This is a genomic window from Microbacterium sp. NPDC056052 (assembly GCF_042266785.1).
GTDB lineage: Bacteria > Actinomycetota > Actinomycetes > Actinomycetales > Microbacteriaceae > Microbacterium.
Genome location: NZ_JBHJWV010000007.1, coordinates 122,456 through 148,678, shown reverse-complemented (window position 1 = coordinate 148,678; position 26,223 = coordinate 122,456). Strand labels below are relative to the sequence as shown.

The following is a 26,223-nucleotide window of genomic DNA, read 5'->3' as shown; positions in this document are numbered from 1 at the left end:
CGCCAGTCTAGGAGCGCACGGCGGCCACGGCGCCGGCGACGAGTCCTGCGAGCCGTTCCGGGCCGTCATCGGGAAGGCCGGCGCGTCCGAGCGTGAAGCGCACCGCGGTCTGCGCGACGACGGGGTCGATCCCGCAGGCCAGCAGCACGTGTGAGGGCTCGTCGCTGCCGGCCGCGCACGCCGATCCGCTGGACGACACCACGCCGCGCCGCTCGAGTTCGAGCAGCACGGCCTCACCCGAGACCTCGGCGAACGTGAAGCTCGCCGTGCCGGGCAGTCGCTGCTCCGGGTCGCCGGTGAGGCGCGCCGAGGGCACCGCGGCGAGGATCCCCGTGATGAGACGTGCGGATTGCGCCCCGACGCGGGCGGCGGCCTCGGTGCGTTCGCCCTCTGCCAGATCGAGCGCCGTGGCGAGGGCCACGGCGCCGGCCACGTTCTCGGTGCCGGAGCGGCGTCCGCGCTCCTGTCCTCCGCCGTGCACGAGGGGCTCGAGCGGCACGCGTCCGCGCACCGCGAGCGCGCCGATGCCCTTGGGAGCGCCGAGCTTGTGGCCGGCGATCGCGATCGCATCGGCGCCGAGGCCCGCCAGCGCCAGCCAGCCCGCGGACTGCACGGCGTCCACGTGCAGCGGCACGCCGTGCTCCGCGGCGGCCGCGGCGATGCCCGCGACGTCCTGGATCGTGCCGATCTCGTTGTTCGCGTGCCCGATCGCGACCAGCGCGGTGTCCTCGCGGATCGCCGCGGCGACGGCGGCTGGATCCACCCGTCCTCGGCCGTCGACGGGCACGAGGGTCGCCTCGACGTCATGGAAGCGGGCGAGGTAGCCGACCGATTCCAGGATGGACTCGTGCTCGATCGGCGTGGTGATGACGTGCCGTCGGCCCCGGCCGCCCCTCGTCTCGTCGCGGCTCTCCTCGCTCGGGAACCGTGCGGCCAGCACGATGCCCTTGACCGCGAGGTTGTTCGCCTCGGTGCCTCCCGCCGTGAAGACGATGTCGCCGGCGCGCATCCCCAGCACGCGGGCCACGCGGGCGCGCGCGTCCTCCAGCGCCGCGCTCGCCGCCTCGCCCACCGTGTGGTGGCTGGAGGGGTTCCCGAACGCCCGGGTCAGGAACGGGGCCATCGCCTCGAGCACCTCTGCCCGCACGGGCGAGGTGGCCGCGTGATCGAGATAGAGCGGACCGGCCATCTCAGCCGATCCGCGGACCGGCGTCGATCCGCACGTCGAGCCCGAGGTCGAGAGCCCGCGCGGAGTGGGTGAGGGCGCCCACCGAGATCACATCGACCCCTGTGGCCGCGATCGCGCGCACCGTGTCGAGGTTCACTCCGCCCGATGCCTCCGCGGTCGCCCGGCCGTCGATCAGGGCGACGCCGGCGCGCAGGTCCTCGAGCGAGAAGTTGTCCAGCAGCACGGTGTGCGCGCCGCCTTCCAGGACCGCAGGGATCTGGTCGACCCGGTCCACCTCGACCACGACGTGCGCGGTGTGCGGCAGCGTCGCGATCGCCTCGCGCAGCGCGGTGGCGAGGTCGCGTCCGCCGCGGCTCAGCACGGCGAGGTGGTTGTCCTTGGCCATCACCGCATCGGACAGCGAGAACCGGTGGTTGCGCCCACCGCCGGCGAGCACGGCGTGCCGCTCGAACGCGCGCAGCCCGGGGGTGGTCTTGCGGGTGTCCGCGATGCGCACCCGCTTGCCGTCGGGACCGGCGCCCTCGACCGCGGCGACGTAGGCGGCGGTCAGCGTCGCGATGCCGCTGAGGCGCTGTGTGAAGTTCAGCGCCACCCGCTCGGCCGTGAGCAGGCTGCGGGCGGATCCGGTGACGGTCGCGAGCACGTCGCCCTCCGCGAAGGCGTCGCCGTCGGCGACGTGCAGATCGACGACGGTCGACGGATCCGTGAGTGTGAACGCCGCGGCGAAGACCTCGCCGCCGGCCAGGACGCCGGGCTCGCGCGCGACGAGGTCGGCGGTCGCCGTCGCGTCTGCGGGCAGCAGCGCAGTGCTCGTCAGATCGCCCCACGGGGCGTCCTCTTCGAGGGCGGCGCCGACGACGCGGGTGAGGAGAGCGGGGGTGAGCATCAGACTCCGATCAGGGCGGGGGCCGGATCCGCGACGGATACCGGATGAGAGGAGGTGAGGAGGTGATGCGCGCCGACCGAGGCCGGGCGCGCGAGCGCGGCATCGACCATGGCCTCGGCGACCTGGAGCAGGTTGCGGTCCTCGACCGCGGTGCGGGTCAGCCCCTCCGGCGCCCGCCAGGAGCGGACGATCGCCCGCGCCTCCTGCAGGCCCTCGGTGGTGCGCAGAGGCCCGACGAGATCCCACATCATGTTCTGCAGAGCGGTACGAGAGAAATGCCCGTCTGGGGTCGTTGAGCGAGCAGCGACGAAGGAGCCGCGAGACGAAACGCGGTGCCCCCTCGGAAACGGTGTTTCGTCTCGGTCGCCTGCGGCGTCCTCGCTCAACGGCCCCGGGAGAGGAGTGCGCACCAGGCCCAGCGCGGCCGCGGCGCGGGCGCCGAACACGGCACCCTCAAGCAGCGAGTTGGAGGCGAGCCGGTTGGCGCCGTGCACGCCCGTGCGGGCGGTCTCGCCGACGGCGTAGAGGCCGGGCAGCGTGCTGCGGCCCTCCGCATCGGTGACCACGCCGCCCATGAGGTAGTGCGCGGCGGGCGTGACCGGGATGGGCTCCCGGGCCCAGTCGAAGCCGCGCTCCCGCGTCACCCGGTCGATCGTGGGGAAGCGGCGGGCGAGACGCTCCGCGCCCAACGCCGTCGCGTCGAGCCGCACCGGGCGCCCCTGTTCCCGCGCGCGGCGCACCACGGCCCGCGTCACCACATCGCGCGGGGCGAGCTCGCCGTCGGGGTGCGCGTCGAACGCGAAGCGCGCCCCGTCGTCGTCGATGAGCGTCGCGCCCTCTCCGCGCACCGCCTCGGAGATCAGGAACGCGGGGCCGGGCGCCGCCAGGATCGTGGGGTGGAACTGCACGAACTCCAGGTCGGCGACGGCGGCGCCTGCGCGCAGAGCGGCCGCGATGCCGTCACCGGTGCAGACCGCCGGGGCCGTGGTGTGCCGGAACAGCCGCCCCGCCCCGCCCGTCGCGAGGATCACGGCGTCCGTCGAGACCTTCTCGATCCGTCCGGCCGCGAGGAGCCGGGCTCCGCGCACCGCCCCGTCGTCGACGATCAGATCCACGAGCATCGTGTGCTCGCGGACCGCGATGCCCGCGTCCCGCACGGCGCGGACGAGGGCCGCGGAGATCGCCGCTCCCGTCGCGTCGCCGCCGGCATGCGCGATGCGCGCCGCGGAGTGGGCGGCCTCGAGTCCGCGCAGGAGCCGCCCTTGGGGATCGCGGTCGAAGGGCACCCCGCGGGCGACCAACTCGGCGATCCGCGCCGGTGCCTCACCCACGAGCACGTCGACCACCGCGGGATCGGAGAGTCCGGCCCCGGCGGCGAGCGTGTCCGCGGCGTGCGCCGCGGGGGAGTCGGCCGCACCGTCGGCGTCGAGGCCATACACCCCGGCGATGCCTCCCTGGGCGAGCGCGGTCGCGCCGTCGCCGAGAACATCTTTCACGACGACCTCGACGCGGTGGCCGGCCTCGTGCGCGTGCAGCGCCGCGGTGAGGCCCGCGATCCCGCCGCCGACCACGAGCACAGACAGCACCTCCGGGGCGCGGCACTCGCCGGGGGCGTGCATCAGGCCACCGCCACCGGAGGGCGCGCCGCCAGCATGCGCTCGAGCGCGACCCGGGCCGGGTCCGCCACGTCCGACGGCACCGTGATCCGGTTCGGAGTGCGCCCCGCCACCAGCTCCTCGAGCACCCAGGCGAGGTAGCCGGGGTGGATCCGGTACATCGTCGAGCAGGGGCAGACCACCGGATCCAGGCAGAAGATCTCGTGCTGCGGATACTCCGCCGCGAGCCGTCGGACGAGGTTGATCTCGGTGCCGACCGCGAAGGTCGTGGGCTCGGTCGCGGCGGCGATGGCCTTGCGGATGAAGTCGGTGGAGCCGGCCTCGTCCGCGGCGTCCACGACCTCCATCGGGCACTCGGGGTGCACGATCACGCGCACGCCGGGGTGCTCGGCCCGAGCCTGGTCGATCTGGGCGACGGTGAAGCGGCGGTGCACGGAGCAGAACCCGTGCCAGAGGATGACGCGGGAATCCTGCAGTTCGTCGGCGGAGGATCCGCCGAGCGGGCGGCGCGGGTTCCACATCGGCATCTGCGCGAGCGGCACGCCCATCGCCTTCGCCGTGTTGCGGCCCAGGTGCTGGTCCGGGAAGAACAGCACCCTGCGTCCGCGCGCGAAGGCCCACTCCAGCACGGTCCGGGCGTTCGAGGAGGTGCACACGATGCCGCCGTGACGGCCCACGAAGCCCTTGATGGCGGCCGAGGAGTTCATGTACGTGACCGGGATCACGGGCACGAGCCCGTCGGCGTCCGGCGCGTCGAGCGGGCCGAGCACCTCGGCGAGCTGCTCCCAGCAGTCCTCGACCTGGTCGATGTCGGCCATATCGGCCATCGAGCAGCCGGCGGCGAGGTTCGGCAGGATCACGGCCTGGTCCTCCCCGGAGAGCAGGTCCGCGGTCTCGGCCATGAAGTGCACGCCGCAGAAGACGATCGCCTCCGCGTCGGGGTGCTGCTTCGCGAACCCTGCGAGCTGGAACGAGTCGCCGACATGATCGGCGTGCCGCACGACCTCCTCGCGCTGATAGAAGTGCCCGAGCACCACGACGCGCTCGCCGAGCGTCTCCTTGGCGGTGCGGATCCGCTCGTGCAGCTCATCCTCGTCCGCCTCGCGGTAGGAGGCGGGGAGCTCGCCCTGGCGGGGCGCGCCGGTCGGGATCACGTCGCCCATGGACGATCCGGGGCCGTAGCCGGGGATCGTGTCGAAGTTCCACGGCCCGGCGGCGAGATCGGTGGTGCAGGTCGCCTCGGTGGACGCCCCCGTGACGATCAGGCGCAGCGCGTGGTCGACGGAGGGATCGATCGAGGACGAACCCTGAGCCTGTCGAATCGGTCCCTGAGCCTGTCGAAGGGAGGTGGTGCTCATGAGGTCCTCGTCTCGTCGGGGGCGAGCGGGCCGCGGTCGGCGAGCTCGACGTCGGTGGCATCGCGGTACAGCCGGGCGGGCCGATGGCTGCCCGTGCGGAACGCGTTGGTGGGGATCAGGGTGCGCGTCGCATCGACCTGGCGGCGGAAGTTCGCGGGATCGAGCTTGCGTCCGAGGATGGTCTCGTACGCCTCGCGCAGGTCGGCCAGGGTGAATTCCGGGGGCAGGAATCCCTGCGCCACGCGGCTGTATCCCGCCTTGTTGCGCAGCCGCCACAGGGCGTACTCCACGATGCGCACGTGATCGAAGGCGAGCGCGGGGAGGTCGGAGGCGTCGAACCACTCGACGTTCTCGATCTCCACGCCGGCCGACCGGCGTTCCGCGAGCTGCTGGTCGACGAGGTCCTCGCGCAGGAGCGCCCAGTACACGACCGAGATCACGCGGCTGGGGGAGCGGTCCACGGCGCCGAACGCGTACAGCTGCTCGAGGTAGCTCGGGGCGAGACCCGTGGTCTCGGCGAGTGTGCGCGCGGCTGCGGCCGCGAGGCCTTCGCGCACGTCCAGCCATCCGCCGGGGAGCGCCCAGTCCCCGGCATGCGGGTCGCGCGTGCGGCGCACCAGAGGCAGCGCGATGCGCGGGGCGGCGCCGCCGTCACGGCGCATCGTGAGGATCACCGTGGAGACGGCGACGCGGATGCCGTCCTCGGATTCCCCGCTTCTGGTCATCATGACTCTAACCTCCGGATCCGATCTTAGAGTCATTCGGACCAGAAGGCGAGTCCATGACGTAACGAAGCGCGCACGCCGGTGTGCGCGGTGCTGCCGCGACAAGGCCCCGTCACGATAGGATGGGCGCGCACAACTGAACACGTGGCCGCATGGTCTGTGCGGGAGAGTCCGGTGATCGCTGCCGGACACCGAAGGAGCAAGCCTCCCCGCCAATCTCTCAGGTAACCGCACCGCGCTGACCCGGCCGCTCTGGAAAGTGATTTCGAGCGAAGCAAGAAATCAGGTTGAGCGAGGCCGCCGAAGGCGCCCGAGTCGAAACCCCGGTGAGCAGACCCTCGCGGATCTCCACCTCTTCTTGCTTCACGACGGATCCGCCGACGGTGAAAGCCCTGCTCCCCTCGAGGAGCCGGGCGAAACTCTCAGGCCCATGACAGAGGGGGAGTTCTCGGATCCGCGCGCCGTGCGGGTCCTCACCGATCCGCACGGGAGAGCTCCATGACAGACCCCCGCTACACCCCGCTCCGGGAGCGCCACGAGGCGCTCGGAGCCTCGTTCACCGACTTCGGCGGCTGGCAGATGCCGGTCCGCTACACCTCCGACCTCGCCGAGCACCACGCGGTGCGCGAGAGTGCCGGCATCTTCGACATCTCGCACATGGCGGAGTTCACCATCGTGGGCGCCGGCGCGGGGGAGTACCTCGACTACGCCCTGGCCGGCCGGCTGTCCGCGCTCGCGGTGGGCAAGGCGAAGTACTCGCTGCTGCTCGCCGAGGACGGCGGGATCATGGACGACGTCATCGTCTACCGGCTCGGTGACGACGACTTCCTCATCATCAGCAACGCGGGCAACCGCGACGCCGTGCGCGAGGCGCTCCTGGCCCGTACGACGGAGCACGAGGTGGTCGTCCAGGACGTCTCCGACGACTACGCCCTCATCGCGGTGCAGGGGCCGAACGCCGAGGCGATCCTCGCCGGCACCCCCGGCATCGACGACGTCTCGATCCCCTGGGCGGAGCAGAAGTACTACGCCTGGGCGACTGCGGTCTACAACGGCAAGCCGTTGCTGCTCGCGCGCACGGGCTACACGGGTGAGGACGGCTTCGAGCTCCTCGTCGCCGCGGACGACGCCGCCGCCCTCTGGGACGCGGTCGTCGCCGCCGGCGCAGATCACGGACTCGTCCCCGCAGGGCTCGCCGCCCGCGACACGCTGCGCCTCGAGGCCGGCATGCCGCTCTACGGCCACGAGCTGAACCGCGAGACCAAGCCGGCCCAGGCCGGGCTCGGCCGCGTCGTCGTCTCCGACAAGGAGAGCTTCGTCGGCAAGGACGGCACGACCCCTGCCGAGGGCGCGCGCGTGCTGGTCGGGCTGGCCGCGGAAGGCCGCCGTGCCGGTCGCGCCGAGTACGCGGTCGTGACCGAGGACGGCGCGGTGATCGGCGAGATCACCAGCGGCGCGCTGAGCCCCACGCTCGGTCATCCCATCGCCATGGCCTTCGTCGACCCCGCGGTCGCCGACGGCTCCGTCCCCCTGTTCCTCGACGTCCGCGGAACCAAGATCCCCGCGACCATCACCGCCCTGCCTTTCTACCGGAGGAAGAAATGACCGATCTGAACACCCTGCGCTACAGCGAAGAGCACGAGTGGGTCGCCGTGGACGGCGAGTCCGCGACCATCGGCATCACCGACTTCGCCGCCGACGCCCTCGGCGACATCGTCTTCGTCGAGCTGCCCGCCGTCGGCACCTCGTTCAGCCGCGGCGACGTCTTCGGCGAGGCCGAGTCGACCAAGTCGGTCTCCGAGCTCTACGCGCCGGTCGACGGCACGGTCCTCGAGATCAACGACGCCGTGATCGATGACCCGTCGCTCGTCAACTCCGCTCCGTTCGAGGGCGGCTGGCTCATCAAGATCTCGGTCGCGGCGGGCGCCGTCGACGGTCTCCTCGACCGCGACGCCTACGTCGCCCACACGGAGGGCTGAGAGTGACCGCGTTCCTCGACCGTCACATCGGCACCACAGCCGACGCCCAGCGGGCGATGCTCGACGCGATCGGCATCTCGTACGGCGCCGACGAGCGTCCGGTCGACGCGCTCATGCGCGAGGCCGTCCCCGCCTCCATCCGTTCGGCCGCCGACCGCGTCAGCGTGCTGCCGGCCGCGGCGAGCGAGGCCGAAGCCCTCGCTGAGCTGCGCTCCCTCGCGAACCGCAACACGGTGAACCGTCCCATGATCGGCCTGGGGTACTACGGCACCCTCACGCCGAGCGTGATCCAGCGCAACGTCCTGGAGAACCCGTCCTGGTACACGGCGTACACGCCGTACCAGCCGGAGATCTCCCAGGGACGCCTGGAGGCGCTGATCAACTTCCAGACCATGGTGTCCGAGCTCACCGGCCTCGACACGGCGAACGCGTCGATGCTGGACGAGTCCTCCGCCGTCGCGGAGGGGATGCTGCTCGCGCGGCGCGGATCCAAGGCCGCGTCCCACACGTTCGTGGTCGACGCCGATGCGCTGCCGCAGACCAAGGCGCTGCTCGCCACGCGCGCGTCGGCGCTCGGGATCGAGCTCGTCGAGCGCGATCTCGCGGGCGGCGAGACGCTGCCCGAGGACCTGTTCGGCGTGTTCGTGCAGTACCCGGGGGCCTCGGGGCGGATCTGGGATCCCTCCGCGGTCATCGACGCCGCTCACCTCGCCGGCGGCCTCGCGGTCGTCGGGGCCGACCTGCTCGCGCTCACCCTGATCGCCTCGCCGGGCTCGCTCGGCGCGGACGTCGCCGTGGGCACCACGCAGCGCTTCGGCGTTCCGATGGGCTTCGGCGGCCCGCACGCCGGTTACATGGCGGTGCGCTCGGGGCTGGAGCGCCAGCTGCCTGGTCGCCTCGTCGGCGTCTCGCAGGATGCGGACGGCCACCCGGCCTACCGCCTCGCGCTGCAGACCCGCGAGCAGCACATCCGTCGGGAGAAGGCCACGTCGAACATCTGCACCGCGCAGGTGCTGCTGGCCGTCATGGCGTCGATGTACGCGGTCTACCACGGCCCGGAGGGGCTGAAGGAGATCGCCTCCGGCGTCGCGTCCAAGGCACGCTTCCTCGCCACCCAGCTGGAGAAGGCCGGTGCCGAGATCGTGCACGCGGACTACTTCGACACGATCACGGTGCGCATCCCCGGCCGAGCCGACGCGATCGTCGCGGACGCCCACGCGGCGGGGATCCTGCTGAACCCCGTCGACGCGGACACGGTGAGCATCGCCGCCGACGAGACCACGACCTACGAGGACATCCTCGCCGTCGCGACGGTGTTCGGCGCGGGCGAGGGCTCGTTCGCGTACATCCCGGTCACGAGCGTGCCCGCGGCCCTCGCCCGCCAGGACGAGTACCTCACGCACCCGGTGTTCCACGCGCATCGCTCCGAGACCGCCATGATGCGGTACCTGAAGAGCCTCGCCGACCGCGACTACGCGCTCGACCGCGGCATGATCCCGCTCGGATCCTGCACGATGAAGCTCAACGCCGCGACCGAGATGGCCGCGATCACCTGGCCCGAGTTCGCCCAGCTGCACCCCTTCGCCCCCGAGGGCGACGTGCAGGGCTCGCTCGAGCTGATCGACCAGCTCGAGGCGTGGCTCGCCGACGTCACCGGCTACGACGCGGTCTCCCTGCAGCCGAACGCCGGATCGCAGGGCGAGCTCGCGGGCCTGCTCGCGATCCGCGGCTACCACCTCGCGAACGGCGACGAGCACCGCACGGTGTGCCTGATCCCGTCGTCCGCGCACGGCACGAACGCGGCCTCCGCGGTGCTCGCCGGCATGAAGGTGGTCGTCGTCGCGACGGACGAGCTGGGCAACGTCGACCTCGACGACCTGCGCGCGAAGATCGCGCAGCACGCCGACGAGATCGCCGCGCTCATGATCACGTATCCGTCCACGCACGGCGTGTACGAGCACGACGTGCTCGACATCACGGCGGCGGTGCACGCGGCCGGTGGCCAGGTGTACATCGACGGCGCGAACCTGAACGCGCTGCTCGGCTACTCCCGGTTCGGCGACCTGGGCGGCGACGTCTCGCACCTGAACCTGCACAAGACCTTCGCGATCCCGCACGGCGGCGGCGGCCCGGGCGTGGGTCCCGTGGGGGCCAAGGCGCACCTCGCGCCGTACCTGCCGGGACACCCGCAGGCGCAGCGCACCGCGCACGCGGGCGGCTACGTCTTCGAGGGCGGCCCTGTCTCCGCGGCGCCGTACGGATCCGCCGGCGTGCTGCCGATCTCGTGGGCCTATGTGCGGATGATGGGCGCCGACGGCCTGCGCGACGCGACCGCGGCCGCGGTGCTCGCGGCGAACTACGTCGCCGCGCGCCTCGGCGAGCACTACCCCGTGCTGTACTCGGGGGAGCAGGGCAGAGTGGCGCACGAGTGCATCCTCGACCTGCGTCCGCTCAAGGAGGCGACCGGGATCACGGTCGACGACGTGGCCAAGCGCCTCATCGACTACGGCTTCCACGCGCCGACCATGTCGTTCCCCGTGGCGGGCACGCTCATGGTCGAGCCCACGGAGTCCGAGGATCTCGGAGAGCTCGAGCGCTTCGTGGAGGCCATGATCCAGATCAAGGCGGAGGCCGATGAGGTCGCCGCGGGCGTCTGGCCGGCCGACGACAACCCGCTCGTGCACGCCCCGCACACCGCGGCGTCGCTGCTGATGGGCGAGTGGGGCCACGCCTACACCCGCGAGAAGGCCGCGTACCCCACGCACGCGCTCATCGCGGGCAAGTACTGGCCGCCGGTGCGCCGCATCGACAACGCGTACGGGGACCGAAACCTGGTCTGCGCGTGCCCGCCGGTGGAGGCGTTCGCGCTGTAGATCCGCGCGAGCCGCAAGCACGATGAGGCGCCCTGGGAACGGTCCCAGGGCGCCTCATCGTGTCAGGTCACCAGTAAGTAACGGTTAACGGTACGCATTCGTGCGATCGGCGGATCGGCGGTTAGGCTCAGGTATCCCTGAGCACTCGACGACGAGTGTGCAGATTGCTGTCAATTGTCCACAGGAGGACACAACGTGAAGCGCAACAAGATCGCCCTCGCGGGCCTCGGGCTGCTGGTCGTGGGCGCACTCGCCCTTGCCGGTTGCTCCAGCAAGTCCGGCGGCGGAGACGCCACCGCCTCAGCAGGCGGCAACTCCAAGGCCATCGTCACCGCCAACGGCACCGAGCCGGAGAACCCGCTGCTGCCCGCGAACACCAACGAGGTGGGCGGCGGACGGATCCTCGACTCTCTCTTCGCCGGTCTCGCCTATTACGACGCCAAGGGCAAGCTCGTCAACGACATGGCGGAAGAGATCAAGGTCGACGACGCCAGCAACCTGACGATCAAGCTCAAGCAGGGCAACACCTTCTCCAACGGCGAGAAGGTCACCGCGGACAGCTTCATCAACGCGTGGCAGTACGGCGCCAAGTTCTCGAACAAGCAGCTGAACAGCTCCTGGTTCTCCGACATCGAGGGCTTCAGCGCCGATGCCGACTCCGAGCTGACCGGTCTGAAGAAGATCGACGACAACTCGTTCAGCATCAAGCTGTCCAGCCCGGTCGCCGCGGACTTCGCGTCCCGCCTCGGCTACTCCGCCTACTACCCGCTGCCCGCGGCGGGTCTGAAGGACATGGCCGCGTTCGGTGAGGCCCCGATCGGCAACGGCCCGTACAAGCTCGCCAACGACAAGGCGTGGCAGCACAAGGTGCAGATCGACCTCGTCAAGAACGACACCTACAAGGGTGCGCGTCAGCCCAAGAACGGCGGACTCACCTTCGTCTTCTACGCTTCTGAGGACGCCGGCTACGCCGACCTTCAGGCGGGCAAGCTCGACGTGATGGACAACGTTCCGGCCACGGCGCTGCAGACGTTCGAATCCGACCTCGGGGACCGCGCCGTCAACCAGCCGGCCGCGATCTTCCAGTCGTTCTCGATCCCCGGCAACGCCGAGCACTTCACCGGCGACGAGGGCAAGCTGCGTCGCGAGGCCATCTCGATGGCCATCGACCGCGCGGCCATCACCAAGACGGTCTTCAACAACACCCGTACCCCGGCCAGCGACTTCACCTCGCCGGTCGTGGCGGGCTGGTCCGACTCCGTCAAGGGCTCCGACGTGCTGAAGTTCGACGCCAAGAAGGCCAAGGAGCTGTGGGCCGAGGCCGACAAGATCTCCCCGTGGAGCGGCACGTTCCAGATCGCGTACAACTCCGACTCCTCGCACCAGCCCTGGGTCGACGCCGTCTCGAACCAGCTGAAGAACAACCTCGGCATCGACGCCTCCGGCAACCCGTACGTCGACTTCGCATCGCTGCGCAAGGATGTCAACGACCGCGTCATCAAGACCGCGTTCCGTACCGGCTGGCAGGCCGACTACCCGTCGCAGTACAACTTCCTGCAGCCGATCTACGGCACCAAGGCGTCGTCGAACGACACCGACTACTCGAACCCGGAGTTCGACAAGCTGCTCGCCTCCGGCGCGGCGGCGTCCGACCAGGCGGCGGCACTGGCCGACTACAAGAAGGCGCAGGAGATCCTCTTCGAGGACATGCCCGCGATCCCGCTGTGGTACAACAACGTCACCGGTGGTTACGGCAAGGACGTGAGCAACGTCGTGTTCGGCTGGAACTCGGTTCCGCTGTACTACAACATCACCAAGGGCTGACCAGCCTGAGGGATCACACCCGCGAGGCGGTGACGATCACGTCACCGCCTCGCGCGCTGTCAACACAGCGCAAAAACCCAAGGTGTCGTGCGCGTTGAACACGTGACACGATTCTCAGTGAGGCGCCGCACCCGCACGGATCGTGCCGGGCTCCCGAGGCGCCTCCTCATCTGAAAGGAGGGGCGGATGGTCGGCTACATCCTCAAACGCCTCTTGCAGGTGATCCCCGTCTTCATCGGGGCGACTCTGCTCATCTATTTCCTGGTGTTCGCCATGCCCGGCGACCCCATCGCGGCGCTCTTCGGCGACAAGCAGCCGAGCCCGCAACTGCTCGCGGCGCTCAGGGCCCAGTACCACCTGGACGAGCCGTTCATCGTGCAGTACTGGTACTACCTGGTGGACATCTTCCGGGGAGACATGGGGACCACGTTCTCCGGACGCTCTGTGAACGACGTCCTGGCGGCGACGCTGCCCGTCACGGGACGCCTCGCGGTGATGGCGATCGGCATCGAGTTCGTCCTCGCGATCGTCATCGGCACGCTCTCCGCCCTGCGCAAGGGCAAGCTCTTCGACAACTCGATGCTGGTCGTGTCGCTGGTCTTCATCTCGCTGCCGATCTTCGTGATCGCGTTCCTCGCGCAGTACTTCTTGGCTGTGAAGCTGCAGTGGTTCCCGCCCACCGTGGGTTCGGACAACGACTGGGGTGGTCTGTGGCTGCCCGCGATCGTGCTGGGCGTCAGCCTGTACGCCACGAGCATGCGGCTGATGCGCGGTTCGGTCATCGACACGCTCAACCAGGACTGGGTGCGCACGGCCTACAGCAAGGGACTGCCGCGACGACGCGTCATCCCGGTGCACGTCCTGCGCAACTCGCTGATCCCGGTCATCACCAACTCCGCGACGAACTTCGGCGTGCTCCTCGTCGGTGCGACGGTCACAGAGGCCATCTTCAACGTGCCCGGAGTGGGGAACACCCTGTTCCACGCGACGCTTCAGCACGAGGGCCCGACAATCGTCTCGTTCGTCACCGTCTTCGTGATCATCTACGTGCTCGTCAACCTGGTCGTCGACATGCTCTACGGCCTGCTCGACCCGAGGATCCGCTATGTCTGACACCACTGCGACGCATTACGTCGCCCCCATTCCCGAAGGCACCGTGGCGGTCGATGCGGTCAAGATCGCGGAGAAGCCGTCGAACCTGTGGCGCGACGCCTGGGCGGACATCCGCAAGCGCCCGATGTTCTGGATCTCGATGGCCATCGTCCTGGTCATCCTCCTGATGGCGATCTGGCCGACGCTGTTCACCCAGACGCCGCCGAACAGCAATTGCCAGCTGTCCTCGTCGAACGCCGGCCCCGAGAGCGGACACCCGCTCGGGTTCACGTTCCAGGGCTGCGACATCTATGCCCGCATCGTCTGGGGCGCACGCACGTCGGTGTCGGTCGGCATCATCGCGACGCTGATCGGATCGATCATCGGCCTCATCATGGGCGCCCTGGCCGGGTTCTACGGCGGCTGGCTGGACTCCGTGCTGTCGCGCATCGGCGACATCTTCTTCTCGATCCCCTACATCCTCGCCGCGGTCGTGGTGATGAGCGTGTTCGCGCAGTTCCGCAACGTGTTCACTCTGGCGTTGGCGATCGGCGGTTTCGCCTGGGCCTCCACGGCGCGAGTCGTCCGGGCCGAGGTGCTGAGAGTGCGGCAGGCCGACTTCGTGATGGCGTCTCGAGCACTGGGCAAGTCGCGATTCGGCACGCTGATCTCGCACGTCGTTCCGAATGCGATCGCGCCGCTGCTCGTCGTCACGACGCTGAGCCTCGCCGCCGCCATCGTCGCCGAGGCGACTCTGTCGTTCCTCGGCGTCGGCCTCGGCAGCAGCACGATGAGCTGGGGCAACGACATCAGTCAGGCGCAGCAGTCGCTGCGCGTGGCGCCGATGACGCTCATCTACCCGTCGATCGCGCTGACCATCACGGTGCTCGCGTTCATCATGCTGGGCGAGCTCGTGCGAGACGCCCTCGACCCGAGAGCGAGGGCTCGTCGATGAGCGCGACCGCCGACACGCCGCTGCTGCGGATCCGTGACCTCAGGGTCGCGTTCGACACCCAGAAGGGCTCGAGGGAGGTGCTGCACGGGGTCGACCTCGAGCTGTACGCCGGGGAGACGCTGGCCATCGTCGGCGAGTCCGGATCGGGCAAGTCGACGACCGCGTCCGCGATCATCAACCTGCTGCCGGGAACCGGACACGTCACCGCGGGCAGCATCATGCTCGACGGGCAGGAGCTGACCGGGCTCACCGAGGGGCAGATGGAGAAGCTCCGCGGTCGCGAGATCGGCTACGTGCCCCAGGATCCGATGTCCAACCTCAACCCGGTGTGGTCGATCGGCTTCCAGGTCAAGGAGGCGATCCGTGCGAACGGCCTCGCCACCGGGCGCAAGGAGATCGAGGCGCGGGCCATCGAGGTGCTGCAGCAGGCGGGGCTCGCGGACGCGGCCAAGCGTCTGCACCAGTACCCGCACCAGTTCTCCGGCGGAATGCGCCAGCGCGCGCTGATCGGCATCGGCCTTGCGGCCGACCCGAAGCTGCTCATCGCGGATGAGCCCACCTCGGCGCTCGACGTGACCGTGCAGCGTGTGATCCTGGATCACCTCGCGTCGCTGACGAAGGAGAAGGGCACCTCGGTTCTCCTGATCACGCACGACCTGGGTCTTGCGGCCGAGCGCGCCGAGAAGATCATCGTCATGCAGAACGGCGAGATCGTCGAGGCGGGCCCGAGCCGGGAGATCCTGGAGAACCCGCTGCACCCGTACACGAAGAAGCTCGTGGCCGCGGCCCCGAGCATCGCGTCGCAGCGCATCCAGGCCGTGGCCGAGAAGCGCGGCATCGAGACGAGTGACGACATCGCCGGCATCCCGCCGACGGTCTCGGTGCGGGACCTGACCAAGGACTACAAGATCCGTCAGGGCCAGTTCCGCAGCATTCCGTTCCGTGCCGTCGACAACGTGTCCTTCGACATCCCGAAGGGCAAGACGCTGGCGCTGGTCGGCGAATCGGGCTCCGGCAAGTCGACCGTGGCGAAGATGGTGCTGAAGCTGGAGGACGTCACGTCGGGCTCGATCGCCATCGATGGGACCGACATCTCGAGCCTCTCCGGCCGGGAGACGCTCGCGCTGCGTCGCCGCATGCAGCCCGTGTTCCAGGATCCGTACGGGTCCATGGATCCGCTGCGCAACATCGGCAACACGATCTCGGAGCCGCTGGACATCCACGGCGTCGGTGACAAGGCGTCGCGGCACGCTCGTGTTCTGGAGCTGCTGGATCAGGTCTCGCTGCCGCAGGAGCTGGCCACGCGGTACCCGAACGAGCTGTCCGGCGGTCAGCGTCAGCGCGTCGCGATCGCGCGTGCTCTGGCGCTCAAGCCCGACATCGTCGTCCTCGACGAGGCGGTCTCGGCGCTCGACGTGCTCGTGCAGGATCAGATCCTGAAGCTGCTCGCCGAGCTGCAGAACGAGCTCGACCTCACGTACCTGTTCATCACGCACGACCTCGCCGTCGTGCGCGTCGCGGCCGACATGGTCTGCGTGATGGAGAAGGGCAAGCTGGTCGAGCAGGGCACGGTGGACGAGATCTTCGCCAACCCGCAGCAGGAATACACGGAGCGCCTGCTCCAGGCCATCCCGGGCGTCTCGATCACCCTCGGTGGTCGCAGCGCGTGAGTTCGATGGATCAGATGCCCGTGGGCGCGCGGACGTACCGCGCGTCCACGGGCATCGCCGTTCTGGTGGTGTGCACGGTCGTGGCCGTCTTCCTGCTCGGCGATGCGGTCGTGCGCGGCAGCTGGGCGCAGATGCTGCTGTACGCGCCGTGGGTGCTGCTCGTCCTGTGGTTGATCTACGTTGTCAGCGTGGTCTCGATGGTGCATGTCGACGAGGACGGGGCGACCGTGCAGAACTTCCTGCGCCGCACCGCGTTCGGCTGGCACCGCGTGACCGAGCTCGACCTGCGCTGGCAGCTGGACTTCGCCCTCGACGACGGCAGGAAGCTCGCGTGCTGGGGTGGTCCCGGCCGGATCCAGTCGCCGCGGCTTGGCAGGCGCTCGGGCGAGCTCAAGGTTCCGCAGAGCCTGCAGACTCTCACCGAGGTGCGCACCCGGTGGGAGAACGCGGTCGAGCGGCCGGCCGGCACTGCGGGGAAGGGCGTCGACGCTCCGATCCGCCGCAGCTGGGATTGGCCCGCGGTCGGCGCCCTCGTCGCGATCCTCGCCTGGGCCGCGATCGCCGTGGCCGTCACCCGCTGATTCTGACCGCGCCCCCGCACGGGCGCGCCCCTTCTGACCGCGAGACTCCAACTGGGCGACGAGACTGCGGGGTTTGTGCGCAGTTTCGTCGCCCAGTTGGAGTCTCGCGGTCAGTGCAGGGCGTCTCGGAGGGACGCGAGCAGGAACGGGTCGGCCGGGAGCGGCCGCGGCACGCGCGCGGTGCGGAGGATATCGATCAGCGGATCCACTTCCCGCAACTCGGGCCAACCCCATCGGATCCGACGCGACGCGCGGCGCAGAAGCCTGGCTTCGCGACGCTTCTCCTTGAGGATCGCCTCCGTCGGGTCGCTCAACTCGCCGGCGTACTTGACGACGCCGTCTGCCTCGCCGATGAGATCCCGTGAGCGCCAGAAGAAGTCGACCCGGTCCTCGGCGCCGTCCGTGAGGAAGGTCACCTGGAGCTCCGGCAGTTCGAAGCCGGCGAACTCCATCGCGGCGAGGCTGAGCGATTCGAGCACACTCTCGGGTACGCCGCTCGCCCGGTCGAGAGCCCAACGGGCCCTGCGCCGGTTGCGTGAAGAGAGACGCGACTCGTTGATCGCGCGAAGCTGAGCGGCGGCGAGGCCGGGCGTGCGGCGGATCAGCGCGTCGGCGTAGGCGAGACCAGTGCCGGGAGACGAGGCGCGGGCGACATCGACGGCGGTGTCGGCCCCCGATGTCAGCCGGATCCCGTCGATCTCGTCGATCATGCGCTGGTCGGCGGAGGTGAGAACGCGGACGACACCCGAGACGCGGCTGGTCCGCCCGGGATCCAGGATGAGGACGGGATCGCCCTGCCGCCCGAGGAACACGCCGCGGAGGGCGGCAGCCGTCGCGCCGCAGAAGACGAACCCGGGGTGGGCGAGGTTCACGGCATGCACGCGCGCCAGATAGCGGTCCCAGGGCGCCGAGGCATCCCACTGCCCGACCGGTGCGTAGACGCCGGGGGCGACCCGGACGAGATCGCCCTGCCGCCAGGCCCGGTCGAGGACGGTCGTGTTCGCCGCACCGTGCGAACGCATCAGCTCGATCGGCGATGGTGCAAGCCCGGGCAGGAGAGTCGAGTTCGGCATGCGCCGATCCTCCACGAACGGCTCCCCCTATGGTTCTCGCCTCACGAGACTCGCGCAGAACTCCCCGCCCCGCCCACCTGTGCGGACCGAGCGAGCCGCGCCCCCTACCTGACCGCGAGACTCCAACTGGGCGACGAGACTGCGCGGCTGAGCCGCAGTCTCGTCGCCCAGTTGGAGTCTCGCGGTCAGAGAGAGGGAGGCGGGGGCGGGGTCAGTGGGCGGGGAGGCCGAACAGGGCGGGCCAGGTCGCGGCGGCCCAGGGGTAGCCGACGAACACGGCCGCGTCGATGAGGAAGTGTGCGACGAGGAAGGGCAGCAGCCGGCCCGTGCGCAGGAACAGGAAGCCGAACAGCAGGCCCATGCCGAGGTTGCCGATGAACGCGCCAGGTCCCTGATACAGGTGATAGCTCGCGCGCAGCACCGACGTGGCGAGGACGATCGTCCACGGAGCCCAGCCGAGCTGGCGCAGCCGGGCGAAGAGGTAGCCGAGCACGACGAACTCCTCCTGCACGGCGGCACGGGCGGCCGACAGCAGCAGCACGGGGATCGTCCACCAGTACGCGCTCTGCGCACCCGGATCCACCGCGACGAACAGGCCCGTGGCGCGCCCCGCCAGATAGAGGGCGAGCCCGGGGATCCCGATCGCGAGCACGAGCAGGAGGCCCCCGCCCGCGTCGCGGCCGACGCGGGCGCCGTCCAGACCCAGCGCGCCGAGGTGCGGGCGTGTCGGGCGCCAGAGCAGGAAGCACACCAGAAGGACCGGGACCACCGAGAACCCGATCCCGAGCACCTGATAGAGGAAGTCGAACAGCTCACGGCTGGACTGCGAAGGGTTCAGCGTCGCCGTCTGATCCGCCAGGGGCGTCGACCGGGACAACCGGTCCAGCAGCTGCACGATCGCGTACACGGCGGACTGCCCGAGCCCGAGCCCGAGCACGATCGCGATCTCCCCGCCGATCCGTGCCCGCGACAGTGCGTCCGACGGGGGAGGGGGCAGGGCGATCCTCATGCGTCGAGCGTACGGCGAGGGGGTATGGATCCGCCCGCAGAGGACGTCCAGGAGCGGTGATGTATCCTGAAGAGTCCGGAATCCCGGGCGAAACCCCAGCTGCATTGGATTCCTTCATGGCGCACGCCCTCCGTTCCGATCTCCGCAACGTCGCCATCGTCGCGCACGTCGACCACGGCAAGACCACGCTCGTGGACGCCATGCTCCGCCAGACCGGTTCCTTCGGCGAGCACGCGCACGTCGAAGAGCGCGCGATGGACTCGAACGACCTGGAGCGTGAGAAGGGCATCACGATCCTCGCCAAGAACACGGCGATCACCTACAACGGCATCCACACCGAGACCCCGATCACGATCAACGTGATCGACACCCCCGGCCACGCCGACTTCGGCGGCGAGGTCGAGCGCGGCCTGTCCATGGTCGACGGCGTCGTGCTGCTCGTGGACGCGAGCGAGGGCCCGCTTCCGCAGACCCGTTTCGTGCTGCGCAAGGCCCTCGAGGCCAAGCTCCCGGTGATCCTGCTGGTGAACAAGACCGACCGTCCGGATGCGCGCATCGCGGAGGTCGAGGAGGAGGCGCACGACCTGCTGCTGGGCCTCGCGTCCGACCTCGTCGACGACGTGCCCGACCTCGACGTCGACGCGCTGCTCGACGTGCCGGTCGTGTACGCGTCCGGCCGTGCCGGCGCCGCGTCCCGCACCCGTCCGGACAACGGCTCGCTGCCCGACAACACCGATCTCGAGCCGCTGTTCGAGGCGATCCTCGAGCACGTCCCGGCCCCGGCCTACGACGACGAGGCGCCGCTGCAGGCCTGGGTCACGAACCTCGACTCCTCGCCGTTCCTCGGTCGCCTCGCGCTGCTGCGCGTCTTCAACGGCACCCTCAAGAAGGGCCAGACCGTCGCCTGGGTGCGTGCGGACGGATCCACCAGCAACGCGCGCGTCACGGAGCTGCTGAAGACCCGCGCGCTCGAGCGCTACCCCGCGGAGGAGGCGGGCCCCGGCGACATCGTTGCGATCGCCGGCTTCGACAACATCACCATCGGCGAGACGATCGCCGACCCCGAGGATGTGCGTCCGCTTCCGGCCATCACGGTCGACGACCCCGCGATCTCGATGACCATCGGCACCAACACCTCGCCGCTCATGGGCAAGGTCAAGGGCCACAAGCTCACCGCGCGCATGGTGAAGGACCGCCTGGATCGCGAGCTGATCGGAAACGTCTCGCTCAAGGTCGTCGACATCGGCCGCCCTGACGCCTGGGAGGTCCAGGGCCGCGGCGAGCTCGCGCTCGCGATCCTCGTCGAGAACATGCGCCGCGAGGGCTTCGAGCTCACCGTCGGCAAGCCGCAGGTGGTCACCAAGAAGATCGACGGCAAGACCTACGAGCCGTTCGAGCACCTCACGATCGACACGCCGGAGGAGCACCTCGGCGCGATCACCCAGCTCCTCGCGAACCGCAAGGGCCGCATGGACAACATGACCAACCACGGCACCGGCTGGGTGCGCATGGAGTTCATCGTCCCGTCCCGCGGCCTCATCGGCTTCCGCAGCGAGTTCCTCACCACGACCCGCGGCACCGGCATCGCCAACGCGATCTCGCACGGCTACGAGCCCTGGGCCGGCCAGATCACGACCCGTCAGAACGGCTCGATCGTCGCCGACCGCTCCGGTGTGGTCACCCCGTTCGCGATGATCGCCCTGCAGGAGCGCATGTCGTTCTTCGTGCAGCCCACCGAAGAGGTCTACGAGGGCATGGTCATCGGCGAGAACTCGCGCGCCGACGACATGGACGTGAACATCACCAAGGAGAAGAAGCTCACCAACATGCGCTCCTCCACCGCCGACAACTTCGAGTCCATGACGCCGCCGCGCCTGCTCACCCTCGAGGAGAGCCTCGAGTTCGCGCGTGACGACGAATGCGTCGAGGTCACGCCCGAGAAGGTGCGCATCCGCAAGGTGATCCTGGATGCGACCGTCCGTGGTCGCGAGGCGTCGCGCCAGAAACGCCAGGACGCCAACGCGTAAGTCGTCGACGCTCATCGGCGGTGACCGCCGATGAGCGTCCGCACGAAACGGCCCGTCTGCCCCGGCAGGCGGGCCGTTTCGCGTGCGAGGCGTTCGCACGCGGTGCACGCATCGTGGGCAGCGTGCGGCGGCTCAGCGCAGCTCGGAGATGAGCACCGCGGAGGTTCCGGACTCGAGAGCCTCGAACACGTGCGATGCGTCGCCCGGGTAGGAGAGGTAGTCGCCGGGATGGAGCTCCTCGGCGGACTCGGCGGGTCCGACCAGGGCGCGCCCGCCGATCAGCACCACGTGCTCGGTGGTGCCCACGTGGTGGGGCTGTGAGCGGCGCGGCTCGCCCGGCTCCGCCTGGATGATGTAGAGGTCGCGGCGGGCGCCGGGAGGACAGGCCGCGATGAGGGTCGCCAGATACGGCGCCGCCGCCGAGGGCACCCCGGCATGCTCGCCCGCACGGATGAGGGTCGGCGCGTTGGTGCGCTCCTCGACGAATGCGGCGAACGGAACCCCCAGCGCGTCGGCGATCGCCCACAGCGTCTCCACGCTGGGGCCCGAGGATCCGCTCTCCAGCTGCGACACGGTCGCCTTCGAGACGCCGGCCCGGCGGGCCAGCTCGGAGACGGAGAGCCCCGCGGCCTCGCGCTCTCGACGCAGGGACCGGGAGATGCGCGCGCGGAGATCATCCATGCGGCCAGTATTCCAAACGATCGTTCGCCTTGACAAACGAATTCCCCTTGTTCACAATGATCGTCATGCGTTCAGAGGAACGAACGATCGAGAGCGGGCCCGAGGACGAGGCCGCCACCGAGGTGCGCGTCGCGCGCCGGGAGGCGTTCGGCGTCGCCCTCGCCACGAGCGCGTACGGGATCTCGTTCGGTGCGCTCGCCGTGGCCAGCGGCTTCGACGTCTGGCAGACCTGTGTGCTGAGCCTGCTGATGTTCACCGGCGGATCGCAGTTCGCGTTCGTGGGCGTGATCGGGGCGGGCGGGCTCGCCGCTGCGCCGGCCGCGATCGCCTCCGCGCTGCTGCTCGGTGTGCGCAACGTCGCCTACGGCATGCGGATGTCGCCGGTGATCGGCCGGGGGGCCGCCCGGCGCGCTCTCGCCGCGCCGTTCACGATCGACGAGTCCACCGCGGTGTCGCTCGCGCAGCGCTCGCCGCGGGCGCGCCGCGTCGGGTTCTGGATCACCGGCGTCGGGATCTACCTCGGCTGGAATCTGACGACCCTGCTCGGCGCGCTGCTGGGAGACGTGCTGGGGGATCCGAAGACCTACGGACTGGATGCGGCCGCCGCCGCAGCATTCCTCGCGCTGCTGTGGCCCCGCCTGCGCAAGCGTCAGGCCATCGCCGTCGGGATCGCGGCCGCCGCTGTCGCCACGGTGCTCACGCCCGTGCTGATCCCCGGTCTTCCGGTGCTCGTCGCGGCGTTCGTCGCGATCGTCGTCGGGTGGTTCAACTGGTTCGCACCGAGGGGTGCCGTCCGGACGTCGGGGGAGGGGGCGGCATGACCCTGTGGAACGCCGTGCTGCTGGCGGCCATCGGCTGCCTGGCGCTCAAAGGGGTGGGCTATCTCGTGCCGGCATCGGTGCTCGAGGCGCCACGGCCCGCGCGGATCACGGACCTGCTGACGGTCGCGCTGCTGGCCGCCCTCGTGGCGGTGCAGACGCTCGCCGCCGGTCCGCACATCGTCGTGGACGCGAGGGTGCCCGCGGTGCTCGTCGCGGCGGGCCTCCTGCTGCTGCGGCAGTCGTTCCTCGTCGTGGTGATCGCCGCCGCGGTCGTCGCGGCTCTCCTGCGGCTCCTAGGGTGGGCCGCGTAAGCTCGGACCGTGCGTGGTTCGTGGCTCGGCAGAGCGCTGTCGTGGGTGGCCCTGTTCGTGGTGGGGGCGGTGTTCGGCCTCGCGACGACGGTCACGCACGCGACCTCGGTCTGGGGGCTGCCCTGGGCCGGCCTGGTGCTCGGCGCGGTCGCGTGCGGCGGGATGCTCCTCGCCGTGCGGCTGCTGCTGCACGACCGCTGGGGTGCGCTCGCGACGGGTCTCGGAATGCTCCTGGGCATGGTCGTGATCTCGGGTCGCGGACCCGGCGGCTCGGTGATCGTTCCGAACGATCTGCTGGGCGTGACCTGGACCTGGACCGTCGCGGTGATGGTGCTCCTGGTCGCGGCCTGGCCGGACTTCTCGCGGATCCGCCGTCTCCAGCAGGAGCAGGCGGCCCGGGCGCGGGTGGCGGGAGAAGCGCCCGCCGACGGGTCGTAGACTGAGTTCGTGACATATGTGATCGCTCTTCCCTGCGTCGACGTGAAAGATCGTGCCTGCGTCGACGAGTGCCCCGTGGACTGCATCTACGAGGGTGAGCGATCCTTGTACATCCACCCCGACGAGTGCGTCGACTGCGGCGCCTGCGAGCCGGTGTGCCCGGTGGAGGCGATCTACTACGAGGACGACCTCCCCGAGGAGTGGGCGGACTACTACAAGGCCAACGTCGAGTTCTTCGACGAGATCGGATCCCCGGGCGGGGCCGCCAAGGTCGGCGTGATCCATCACGACCACCCGGTCATCGCCGTGCTCCCGCCGCAGGGCGAGTAGCCCCCGCCATGTCCGTCCGCGATCTCGCCGACTACCCCTGGGACGCGGTCACCCCGTTCCGTGAGCGTGCGGCCGCGCACCCCGACGGCATCGTCGACCTCGCGATCGGCTCCCCGGTGGATCCGACGCCCGAGATCATCCGCCATGCGCTCGCCGAGGCGACCGACGCGCATTCGTATCCGCAGACGGTCGGCACCCCCGCGGTGCGCGAGGCGATCGTGGACTGGTACGCGCGGCGCCGCGGTGTGCCGGACCTGCGCGTGGACAACGTGATGCCCACGATCGGCTCCAAGGAGCTCGTGGCGCTGCTGCCGACCCTGCTGGGCCTCGGCGCCGGGGACGTCGTGGTGCAGCCGCGCGTCGCCTATCCGACCTACGCGGTCGGCGCGCAGGTCGTCGGTGCGACGGTCGTGAGCGAGGACGATCCCGCGCTCTGGCCCCAGGGCGCCAGGCTCATCTGGATCAACACCCCCGGCAACCCCGACGGACGCACCTGGAGCGTCGACGAACTCGCCGCGGCGGTGCGCCGGGCGCGCGAGCTGGGCGCGATCCTCGCGAGCGACGAGTGCTACGCCGAACTCGGCTGGGACGGCCCGTGGGCGAGCGAGCCCGTGCCCTCGGTGCTGGATCCGCGCGTCACGGGAGGAACCAGGGCTGGCCTGCTCAGCGTGTATTCGCTCAGCAAGCAGTCCAACCTCGCCGGCTATCGCGCCGCATTCGTCGCCGGCTGCGCCCGCGTGGTGGGGGAGGTCCTGACCGCCCGCAAGCACCTCGGTCTCATGCCGCCCGCGCCGGTGCAGCACGCCATGGCCGTCGCCCTGCGCGATGACGAGCACGTGGCCGCGCAGAAGGAGCGCTACCGGCAGCGGCGCGACGTGCTGCGACCTGCGCTCCTCGACGCCGGCTTCCGGATCGACGGCTCGGAGGCGGGCCTCTATCTGTGGGCCACCCAGGGCCGCGACGCCTGGGACTCCATGGGTGTGCTGGCGGACCTCGGGATCCTGGCCGGTCCAGGGCCCTTCTACGGCGACCACTCTCCGCAGCACGTGCGGCTCTCGCTGACCGCACCGCTCGAGCGGATCGAGGCGGCCGCGGTACGCCTGCGTGGAATGGCTTCGTAGCTTTCCACAGGGGTCCAGGTGTCACTCTTGGTCGTTTTCACAGTAGGTCTGCGCGCGGACTAGGCTGTATGAGCGACGCGATCGCGGGCCCACCGGCACGGATCGCGCATCCCCCACACGAGACAGACGCATGAGGAGGTCTGCGTGAGCGCAGCGGGCGAGCGGCCTACGAAGGCAACGCTGACAGTAGGCGACAAGACCGCGGAGTTCCCGATCCTGCACGGCACCGACGGGCACGCCAGCATCGACTTCTCCACCCTGACCAGGCAGACCGGTCACACCGGCCTCGACTACGGCTTCGTGAACACGGCCTCCACCAAGTCGGAGATCACGTTCATCGACGGCGACAAGGGGATCCTGCGCTATCGCGGCTACCCGATCGAGCAGATCGCCAACTCCTGCTCCTATCTCGAGGTCGCCTGGCTGCTCATTTACGGCGAGCTGCCGAGCCCCGCCGAGCTCGCGGAGTTCGACGAGAAGATCCGCCGGCACACGCTGCTGCACGAGGATCTCAAGCACTTCTTCTCCGCACTGCCGCACACGGCGCACCCCATGTCCGTGCTGTCCAGCGCGGTCGCGGCCCTCTCGACCTACTACGAGGGCGAGACGGATGTGAACAACCCGGAGCACGTCGAGCTGAACATGGTGCGCATGCTCGCCAAGCTCCCCGTGATCGCGGCGTACGCGCATAAGAAGAGCGTCGGCCAGGCGTTCCTCTATCCGGATAACTCGCTGAGCTTCGTGGACAACTTCCTCAAGCTCAACTTCGGCGTGCACAGCGAGCCCTACGAGATCAACCCCGTGATGTCGCGGGCGCTCGAGCTGCTGCTGATCCTGCACGAGGACCACGAGCAGAACGCCTCCACCTCCACGGTGCGCCTGGTGGGATCCACCGGTGCGAATCAGTTCGCCTCGATCTCGGCCGGCATCCAGGCGCTCTCCGGACCGTTGCACGGCGGCGCGAACGAGGCCGTGCTGACGATGCTCGGCCAGATCCGGGAATCGGGTCAGAGCGTGCAGCGCTTCGTCGAGCGGGTGAAGAACAAGGAAGACGGCGTGAAGCTCATGGGCTTCGGGCACCGGGTCTACAAGAACTACGACCCGCGCGCGAAGCTGGTCAAGGCCGCTGCCGACGAGGTGCTCACCGAGCTCGGCGTCACGGATCCGCTCCTCGACCTCGCGAAGGAGCTCGAGGAGATCGCCCTCGCGGACGACTACTTCCAGGAGCGCCGCCTGTACCCGAACGTCGACTTCTACACCGGCGTGATCTACAAGGCGATGGGCTTCCCGACCCGCATGTTCACGGTGCTGTTCGCGATCGGCCGCCTGCCGGGCTGGCTGGCGCAGTGGCGCGAGCTGAACCTCGACCCGCAGACCAAGATCGGCCGCCCGCAGCAGCTGTACACGGGGTCGCGCGAGCGCGAGTTCCGCCGCGGCTGAGCAGGCGCAAGAGCGTTTGGGAGGAGGATCCGGATCGGATCCTCCTCCCATTGCTTCCCCGTCCGGGATCCCGTCGGGCGCAGGCTCTTGACGGCGGATTCCGGCGGGTGTATGAATCACATGACTGGGGGCGGTGAGGACGGTCGAGGTCGACCTGATGACGCCGCGAGACGGTCGACGACGTGGGCCGGGCCCGTGATCGCGATCGCCGCAACGACGATGAG

The 26,223-nt window shown here is 69.9% G+C and carries 23 protein-coding genes and 2 riboswitches; of the genes, 15 read left to right on the top strand and 8 right to left on the bottom strand.

Annotation, left to right across the window (positions count from 1 at the left end; genetic code table 11):
* Positions 1 to 7 precede the first annotated feature (7 nt).
* From ACFC1J_RS14480 to ACFC1J_RS14460, 5 genes are read right to left on the bottom strand one after another with little or no spacing between them, the layout of a single operon-like run.
* Positions 8 to 1,189, bottom strand: coding sequence for a cysteine desulfurase family protein (locus ACFC1J_RS14480; protein WP_375907357.1), 1,182 nt, complete (start codon positions 1,187 to 1,189; stop codon positions 8 to 10).
* A gap of 1 nt (position 1,190) precedes the next feature.
* Positions 1,191 to 2,075: a carboxylating nicotinate-nucleotide diphosphorylase gene (gene nadC / locus ACFC1J_RS14475; RefSeq protein WP_375907354.1), complete on the bottom strand. Its 885-nt coding sequence runs from the start codon at positions 2,073 to 2,075 to the stop codon at positions 1,191 to 1,193.
* The gene (nadB, locus tag ACFC1J_RS14470) at positions 2,075 to 3,694 is read right to left on the bottom strand and encodes an L-aspartate oxidase (RefSeq protein WP_375907351.1); all 1,620 of its coding nucleotides are present in this window, start codon (positions 3,692 to 3,694) and stop codon (positions 2,075 to 2,077) included. The genes nadC and nadB overlap by 1 nt, the downstream gene beginning before the upstream one ends.
* Positions 3,694 to 5,049, bottom strand: coding sequence for a quinolinate synthase NadA (gene nadA, locus ACFC1J_RS14465; RefSeq protein WP_375907349.1), 1,356 nt, complete (start codon positions 5,047 to 5,049; stop codon positions 3,694 to 3,696). The genes nadB and nadA overlap by 1 nt, the downstream gene beginning before the upstream one ends.
* Positions 5,046 to 5,774, bottom strand: a complete 729-nt coding sequence (locus ACFC1J_RS14460) for an NUDIX domain-containing protein (RefSeq protein ID WP_375907754.1) — start codon at positions 5,772 to 5,774, stop codon at positions 5,046 to 5,048. The genes nadA and ACFC1J_RS14460 overlap by 4 nt, the downstream gene beginning before the upstream one ends.
* A 152-nt stretch (positions 5,775 to 5,926) precedes the next feature.
* Positions 5,927 to 6,020: riboswitch (glycine riboswitch) on the top strand.
* A riboswitch (glycine riboswitch) is annotated at positions 6,021 to 6,221 on the top strand. It begins immediately after the preceding riboswitch.
* A 51-nt stretch (positions 6,222 to 6,272) separates the two neighbouring features.
* Here ACFC1J_RS14460 and gcvT point away from each other — a divergent pair.
* The 8 genes from gcvT to ACFC1J_RS14420 all read left to right on the top strand — a co-directional run bounded on the left by gcvT (position 6,273) and on the right by ACFC1J_RS14420 (position 16,748).
* The gene (gene gcvT / locus ACFC1J_RS14455) at positions 6,273 to 7,379 is read left to right on the top strand and encodes a glycine cleavage system aminomethyltransferase GcvT (protein WP_375907346.1); all 1,107 of its coding nucleotides are present in this window, start codon (positions 6,273 to 6,275) and stop codon (positions 7,377 to 7,379) included.
* On the top strand, positions 7,376 to 7,753 hold the full coding sequence (gene gcvH, locus ACFC1J_RS14450; protein WP_105688568.1) for a glycine cleavage system protein GcvH: 378 nt from the start codon (positions 7,376 to 7,378) through the stop codon (positions 7,751 to 7,753). The genes gcvT and gcvH overlap by 4 nt, the downstream gene beginning before the upstream one ends.
* A 56-nt stretch (positions 7,754 to 7,809) precedes the next feature.
* Entirely contained in the window at positions 7,810 to 10,626 is a 2,817-nt protein-coding gene (gene gcvP, locus ACFC1J_RS14445; RefSeq protein ID WP_375907752.1) for an aminomethyl-transferring glycine dehydrogenase, read from the top strand.
* Positions 10,627 to 10,821: 195 nt separating this feature from the next.
* Positions 10,822 to 12,450 carry an ABC transporter substrate-binding protein gene (locus tag ACFC1J_RS14440; protein ID WP_375907343.1) on the top strand — a complete coding sequence of 543 codons (1,629 nt, stop codon included), beginning with the start codon at positions 10,822 to 10,824 and terminating at the stop codon, positions 12,448 to 12,450.
* Between the two features lie 186 nt (positions 12,451 to 12,636).
* The gene (locus ACFC1J_RS14435) at positions 12,637 to 13,563 is read left to right on the top strand and encodes an ABC transporter permease (protein ID WP_375907340.1); all 927 of its coding nucleotides are present in this window, start codon (positions 12,637 to 12,639) and stop codon (positions 13,561 to 13,563) included.
* On the top strand, positions 13,556 to 14,497 hold the full coding sequence (locus ACFC1J_RS14430; RefSeq protein ID WP_375907337.1) for an ABC transporter permease: 942 nt from the start codon (positions 13,556 to 13,558) through the stop codon (positions 14,495 to 14,497). Before ACFC1J_RS14435 ends, ACFC1J_RS14430 begins: the two co-directional genes overlap by 8 nt.
* Positions 14,494 to 16,167 (top strand): dipeptide ABC transporter ATP-binding protein, encoded by a 1,674-nt coding sequence (locus ACFC1J_RS14425; protein WP_375907334.1) that lies wholly within the window; start codon positions 14,494 to 14,496, stop codon positions 16,165 to 16,167. Before ACFC1J_RS14430 ends, ACFC1J_RS14425 begins: the two co-directional genes overlap by 4 nt.
* Positions 16,168 to 16,172: 5 nt before the next feature.
* Positions 16,173 to 16,748, top strand: a complete 576-nt coding sequence (locus ACFC1J_RS14420; RefSeq protein ID WP_375907331.1) for a PH domain-containing protein — start codon at positions 16,173 to 16,175, stop codon at positions 16,746 to 16,748.
* 110 nt (positions 16,749 to 16,858) lie between these two features.
* On the opposite strand, the gene ACFC1J_RS14415 is transcribed toward ACFC1J_RS14420, so the two are convergent.
* Together ACFC1J_RS14415 and ACFC1J_RS14410 are read right to left on the bottom strand one after the other, a co-directional pair.
* Positions 16,859 to 17,821, bottom strand: a complete 963-nt coding sequence (locus tag ACFC1J_RS14415; RefSeq protein WP_375907328.1) for a hypothetical protein — start codon at positions 17,819 to 17,821, stop codon at positions 16,859 to 16,861.
* Between the two features lie 211 nt (positions 17,822 to 18,032).
* Positions 18,033 to 18,830: a CPBP family intramembrane glutamic endopeptidase gene (locus ACFC1J_RS14410; RefSeq protein ID WP_375907325.1), complete on the bottom strand. Its 798-nt coding sequence runs from the start codon at positions 18,828 to 18,830 to the stop codon at positions 18,033 to 18,035.
* A gap of 116 nt (positions 18,831 to 18,946) precedes the next feature.
* Here ACFC1J_RS14410 and typA point away from each other — a divergent pair, with 116 nt between their 5' ends.
* On the top strand, positions 18,947 to 20,857 hold the full coding sequence (gene typA, locus ACFC1J_RS14405) for a translational GTPase TypA (RefSeq protein ID WP_375907322.1): 1,911 nt from the start codon (positions 18,947 to 18,949) through the stop codon (positions 20,855 to 20,857).
* A 132-nt stretch (positions 20,858 to 20,989) separates the two neighbouring features.
* On the opposite strand, the gene ACFC1J_RS14400 is transcribed toward typA, so the two are convergent.
* A complete protein-coding gene (locus ACFC1J_RS14400) occupies positions 20,990 to 21,538 on the bottom strand; it encodes a helix-turn-helix domain-containing protein (protein WP_375907319.1) in 549 nt (182 codons plus the stop codon).
* Between the two features lie 65 nt (positions 21,539 to 21,603).
* Here ACFC1J_RS14400 and ACFC1J_RS14395 point away from each other — a divergent pair, with 65 nt between their 5' ends.
* The 6 genes from ACFC1J_RS14395 to ACFC1J_RS14370 all read left to right on the top strand — a co-directional run bounded on the left by ACFC1J_RS14395 (position 21,604) and on the right by ACFC1J_RS14370 (position 25,999).
* A complete protein-coding gene (locus ACFC1J_RS14395) occupies positions 21,604 to 22,359 on the top strand; it encodes an AzlC family ABC transporter permease (protein ID WP_375907316.1) in 756 nt (251 codons plus the stop codon).
* On the top strand, positions 22,356 to 22,670 hold the full coding sequence (locus tag ACFC1J_RS14390; RefSeq protein ID WP_375907313.1) for an AzlD domain-containing protein: 315 nt from the start codon (positions 22,356 to 22,358) through the stop codon (positions 22,668 to 22,670). The genes ACFC1J_RS14395 and ACFC1J_RS14390 overlap by 4 nt, the downstream gene beginning before the upstream one ends.
* A gap of 9 nt (positions 22,671 to 22,679) precedes the next feature.
* Positions 22,680 to 23,108, top strand: a complete 429-nt coding sequence (locus ACFC1J_RS14385) for a histidinol dehydrogenase (protein WP_375907310.1) — start codon at positions 22,680 to 22,682, stop codon at positions 23,106 to 23,108.
* Positions 23,109 to 23,117: 9 nt separating this feature from the next.
* Entirely contained in the window at positions 23,118 to 23,438 is a 321-nt protein-coding gene (gene fdxA / locus ACFC1J_RS14380) for a ferredoxin (protein WP_045272231.1), read from the top strand.
* Positions 23,439 to 23,446: 8 nt separating this feature from the next.
* On the top strand, positions 23,447 to 24,559 hold the full coding sequence (dapC, locus tag ACFC1J_RS14375; RefSeq protein WP_375907307.1) for a succinyldiaminopimelate transaminase: 1,113 nt from the start codon (positions 23,447 to 23,449) through the stop codon (positions 24,557 to 24,559).
* A gap of 144 nt (positions 24,560 to 24,703) precedes the next feature.
* Positions 24,704 to 25,999: a citrate synthase gene (locus tag ACFC1J_RS14370; protein ID WP_375907304.1), complete on the top strand. Its 1,296-nt coding sequence runs from the start codon at positions 24,704 to 24,706 to the stop codon at positions 25,997 to 25,999.
* The last annotated feature ends 224 nt before the right edge of the window (positions 26,000 to 26,223 follow it).

What these genes read in the sequence shown, in the direction of transcription:
- ACFC1J_RS14425 (WP_375907334.1), top strand. Translation starts at nt 14,494, where the DNA reads ATGAGCGCGACCGCCGACACGCCGCTGCTGCGGATCCGTGACCTCAGG.
- gcvP (WP_375907752.1), top strand. Translation starts at nt 7,810, where the DNA reads ATGCTCGACGCGATCGGCATCTCGTACGGCGCCGACGAGCGTCCGGTC.
- gcvT (WP_375907346.1), top strand. Translation starts at nt 6,273, where the DNA reads ATGACAGACCCCCGCTACACCCCGCTCCGGGAGCGCCACGAGGCGCTC.
- ACFC1J_RS14410 (WP_375907325.1), bottom strand. Translation starts at nt 18,830, where the DNA reads ATGAGGATCGCCCTGCCCCCTCCCCCGTCGGACGCACTGTCGCGGGCA.
- ACFC1J_RS14430 (WP_375907337.1), top strand. Translation starts at nt 13,556, where the DNA reads ATGTCTGACACCACTGCGACGCATTACGTCGCCCCCATTCCCGAAGGC.
- ACFC1J_RS14415 (WP_375907328.1), bottom strand. Translation starts at nt 17,821, where the DNA reads ATGCCGAACTCGACTCTCCTGCCCGGGCTTGCACCATCGCCGATCGAG.
- typA (WP_375907322.1), top strand. Translation starts at nt 18,947, where the DNA reads ATGGCGCACGCCCTCCGTTCCGATCTCCGCAACGTCGCCATCGTCGCG.
- nadC (WP_375907354.1), bottom strand. Translation starts at nt 2,075, where the DNA reads ATGCTCACCCCCGCTCTCCTCACCCGCGTCGTCGGCGCCGCCCTCGAA.
- ACFC1J_RS14435 (WP_375907340.1), top strand. Translation starts at nt 12,637, where the DNA reads ATGGTCGGCTACATCCTCAAACGCCTCTTGCAGGTGATCCCCGTCTTC.
- ACFC1J_RS14460 (WP_375907754.1), bottom strand. Translation starts at nt 5,774, where the DNA reads ATGACCAGAAGCGGGGAATCCGAGGACGGCATCCGCGTCGCCGTCTCC.
- ACFC1J_RS14400 (WP_375907319.1), bottom strand. Translation starts at nt 21,538, where the DNA reads ATGGATGATCTCCGCGCGCGCATCTCCCGGTCCCTGCGTCGAGAGCGC.
- dapC (WP_375907307.1), top strand. Translation starts at nt 23,447, where the DNA reads ATGTCCGTCCGCGATCTCGCCGACTACCCCTGGGACGCGGTCACCCCG.
- ACFC1J_RS14395 (WP_375907316.1), top strand. Translation starts at nt 21,604, where the DNA reads ATGCGTTCAGAGGAACGAACGATCGAGAGCGGGCCCGAGGACGAGGCC.
- ACFC1J_RS14390 (WP_375907313.1), top strand. Translation starts at nt 22,356, where the DNA reads ATGACCCTGTGGAACGCCGTGCTGCTGGCGGCCATCGGCTGCCTGGCG.
- ACFC1J_RS14480 (WP_375907357.1), bottom strand. Translation starts at nt 1,189, where the DNA reads ATGGCCGGTCCGCTCTATCTCGATCACGCGGCCACCTCGCCCGTGCGG.
- nadA (WP_375907349.1), bottom strand. Translation starts at nt 5,049, where the DNA reads ATGAGCACCACCTCCCTTCGACAGGCTCAGGGACCGATTCGACAGGCT.
- ACFC1J_RS14420 (WP_375907331.1), top strand. Translation starts at nt 16,173, where the DNA reads ATGGATCAGATGCCCGTGGGCGCGCGGACGTACCGCGCGTCCACGGGC.
- nadB (WP_375907351.1), bottom strand. Translation starts at nt 3,694, where the DNA reads ATGCACGCCCCCGGCGAGTGCCGCGCCCCGGAGGTGCTGTCTGTGCTC.
- gcvH (WP_105688568.1), top strand. Translation starts at nt 7,376, where the DNA reads ATGACCGATCTGAACACCCTGCGCTACAGCGAAGAGCACGAGTGGGTC.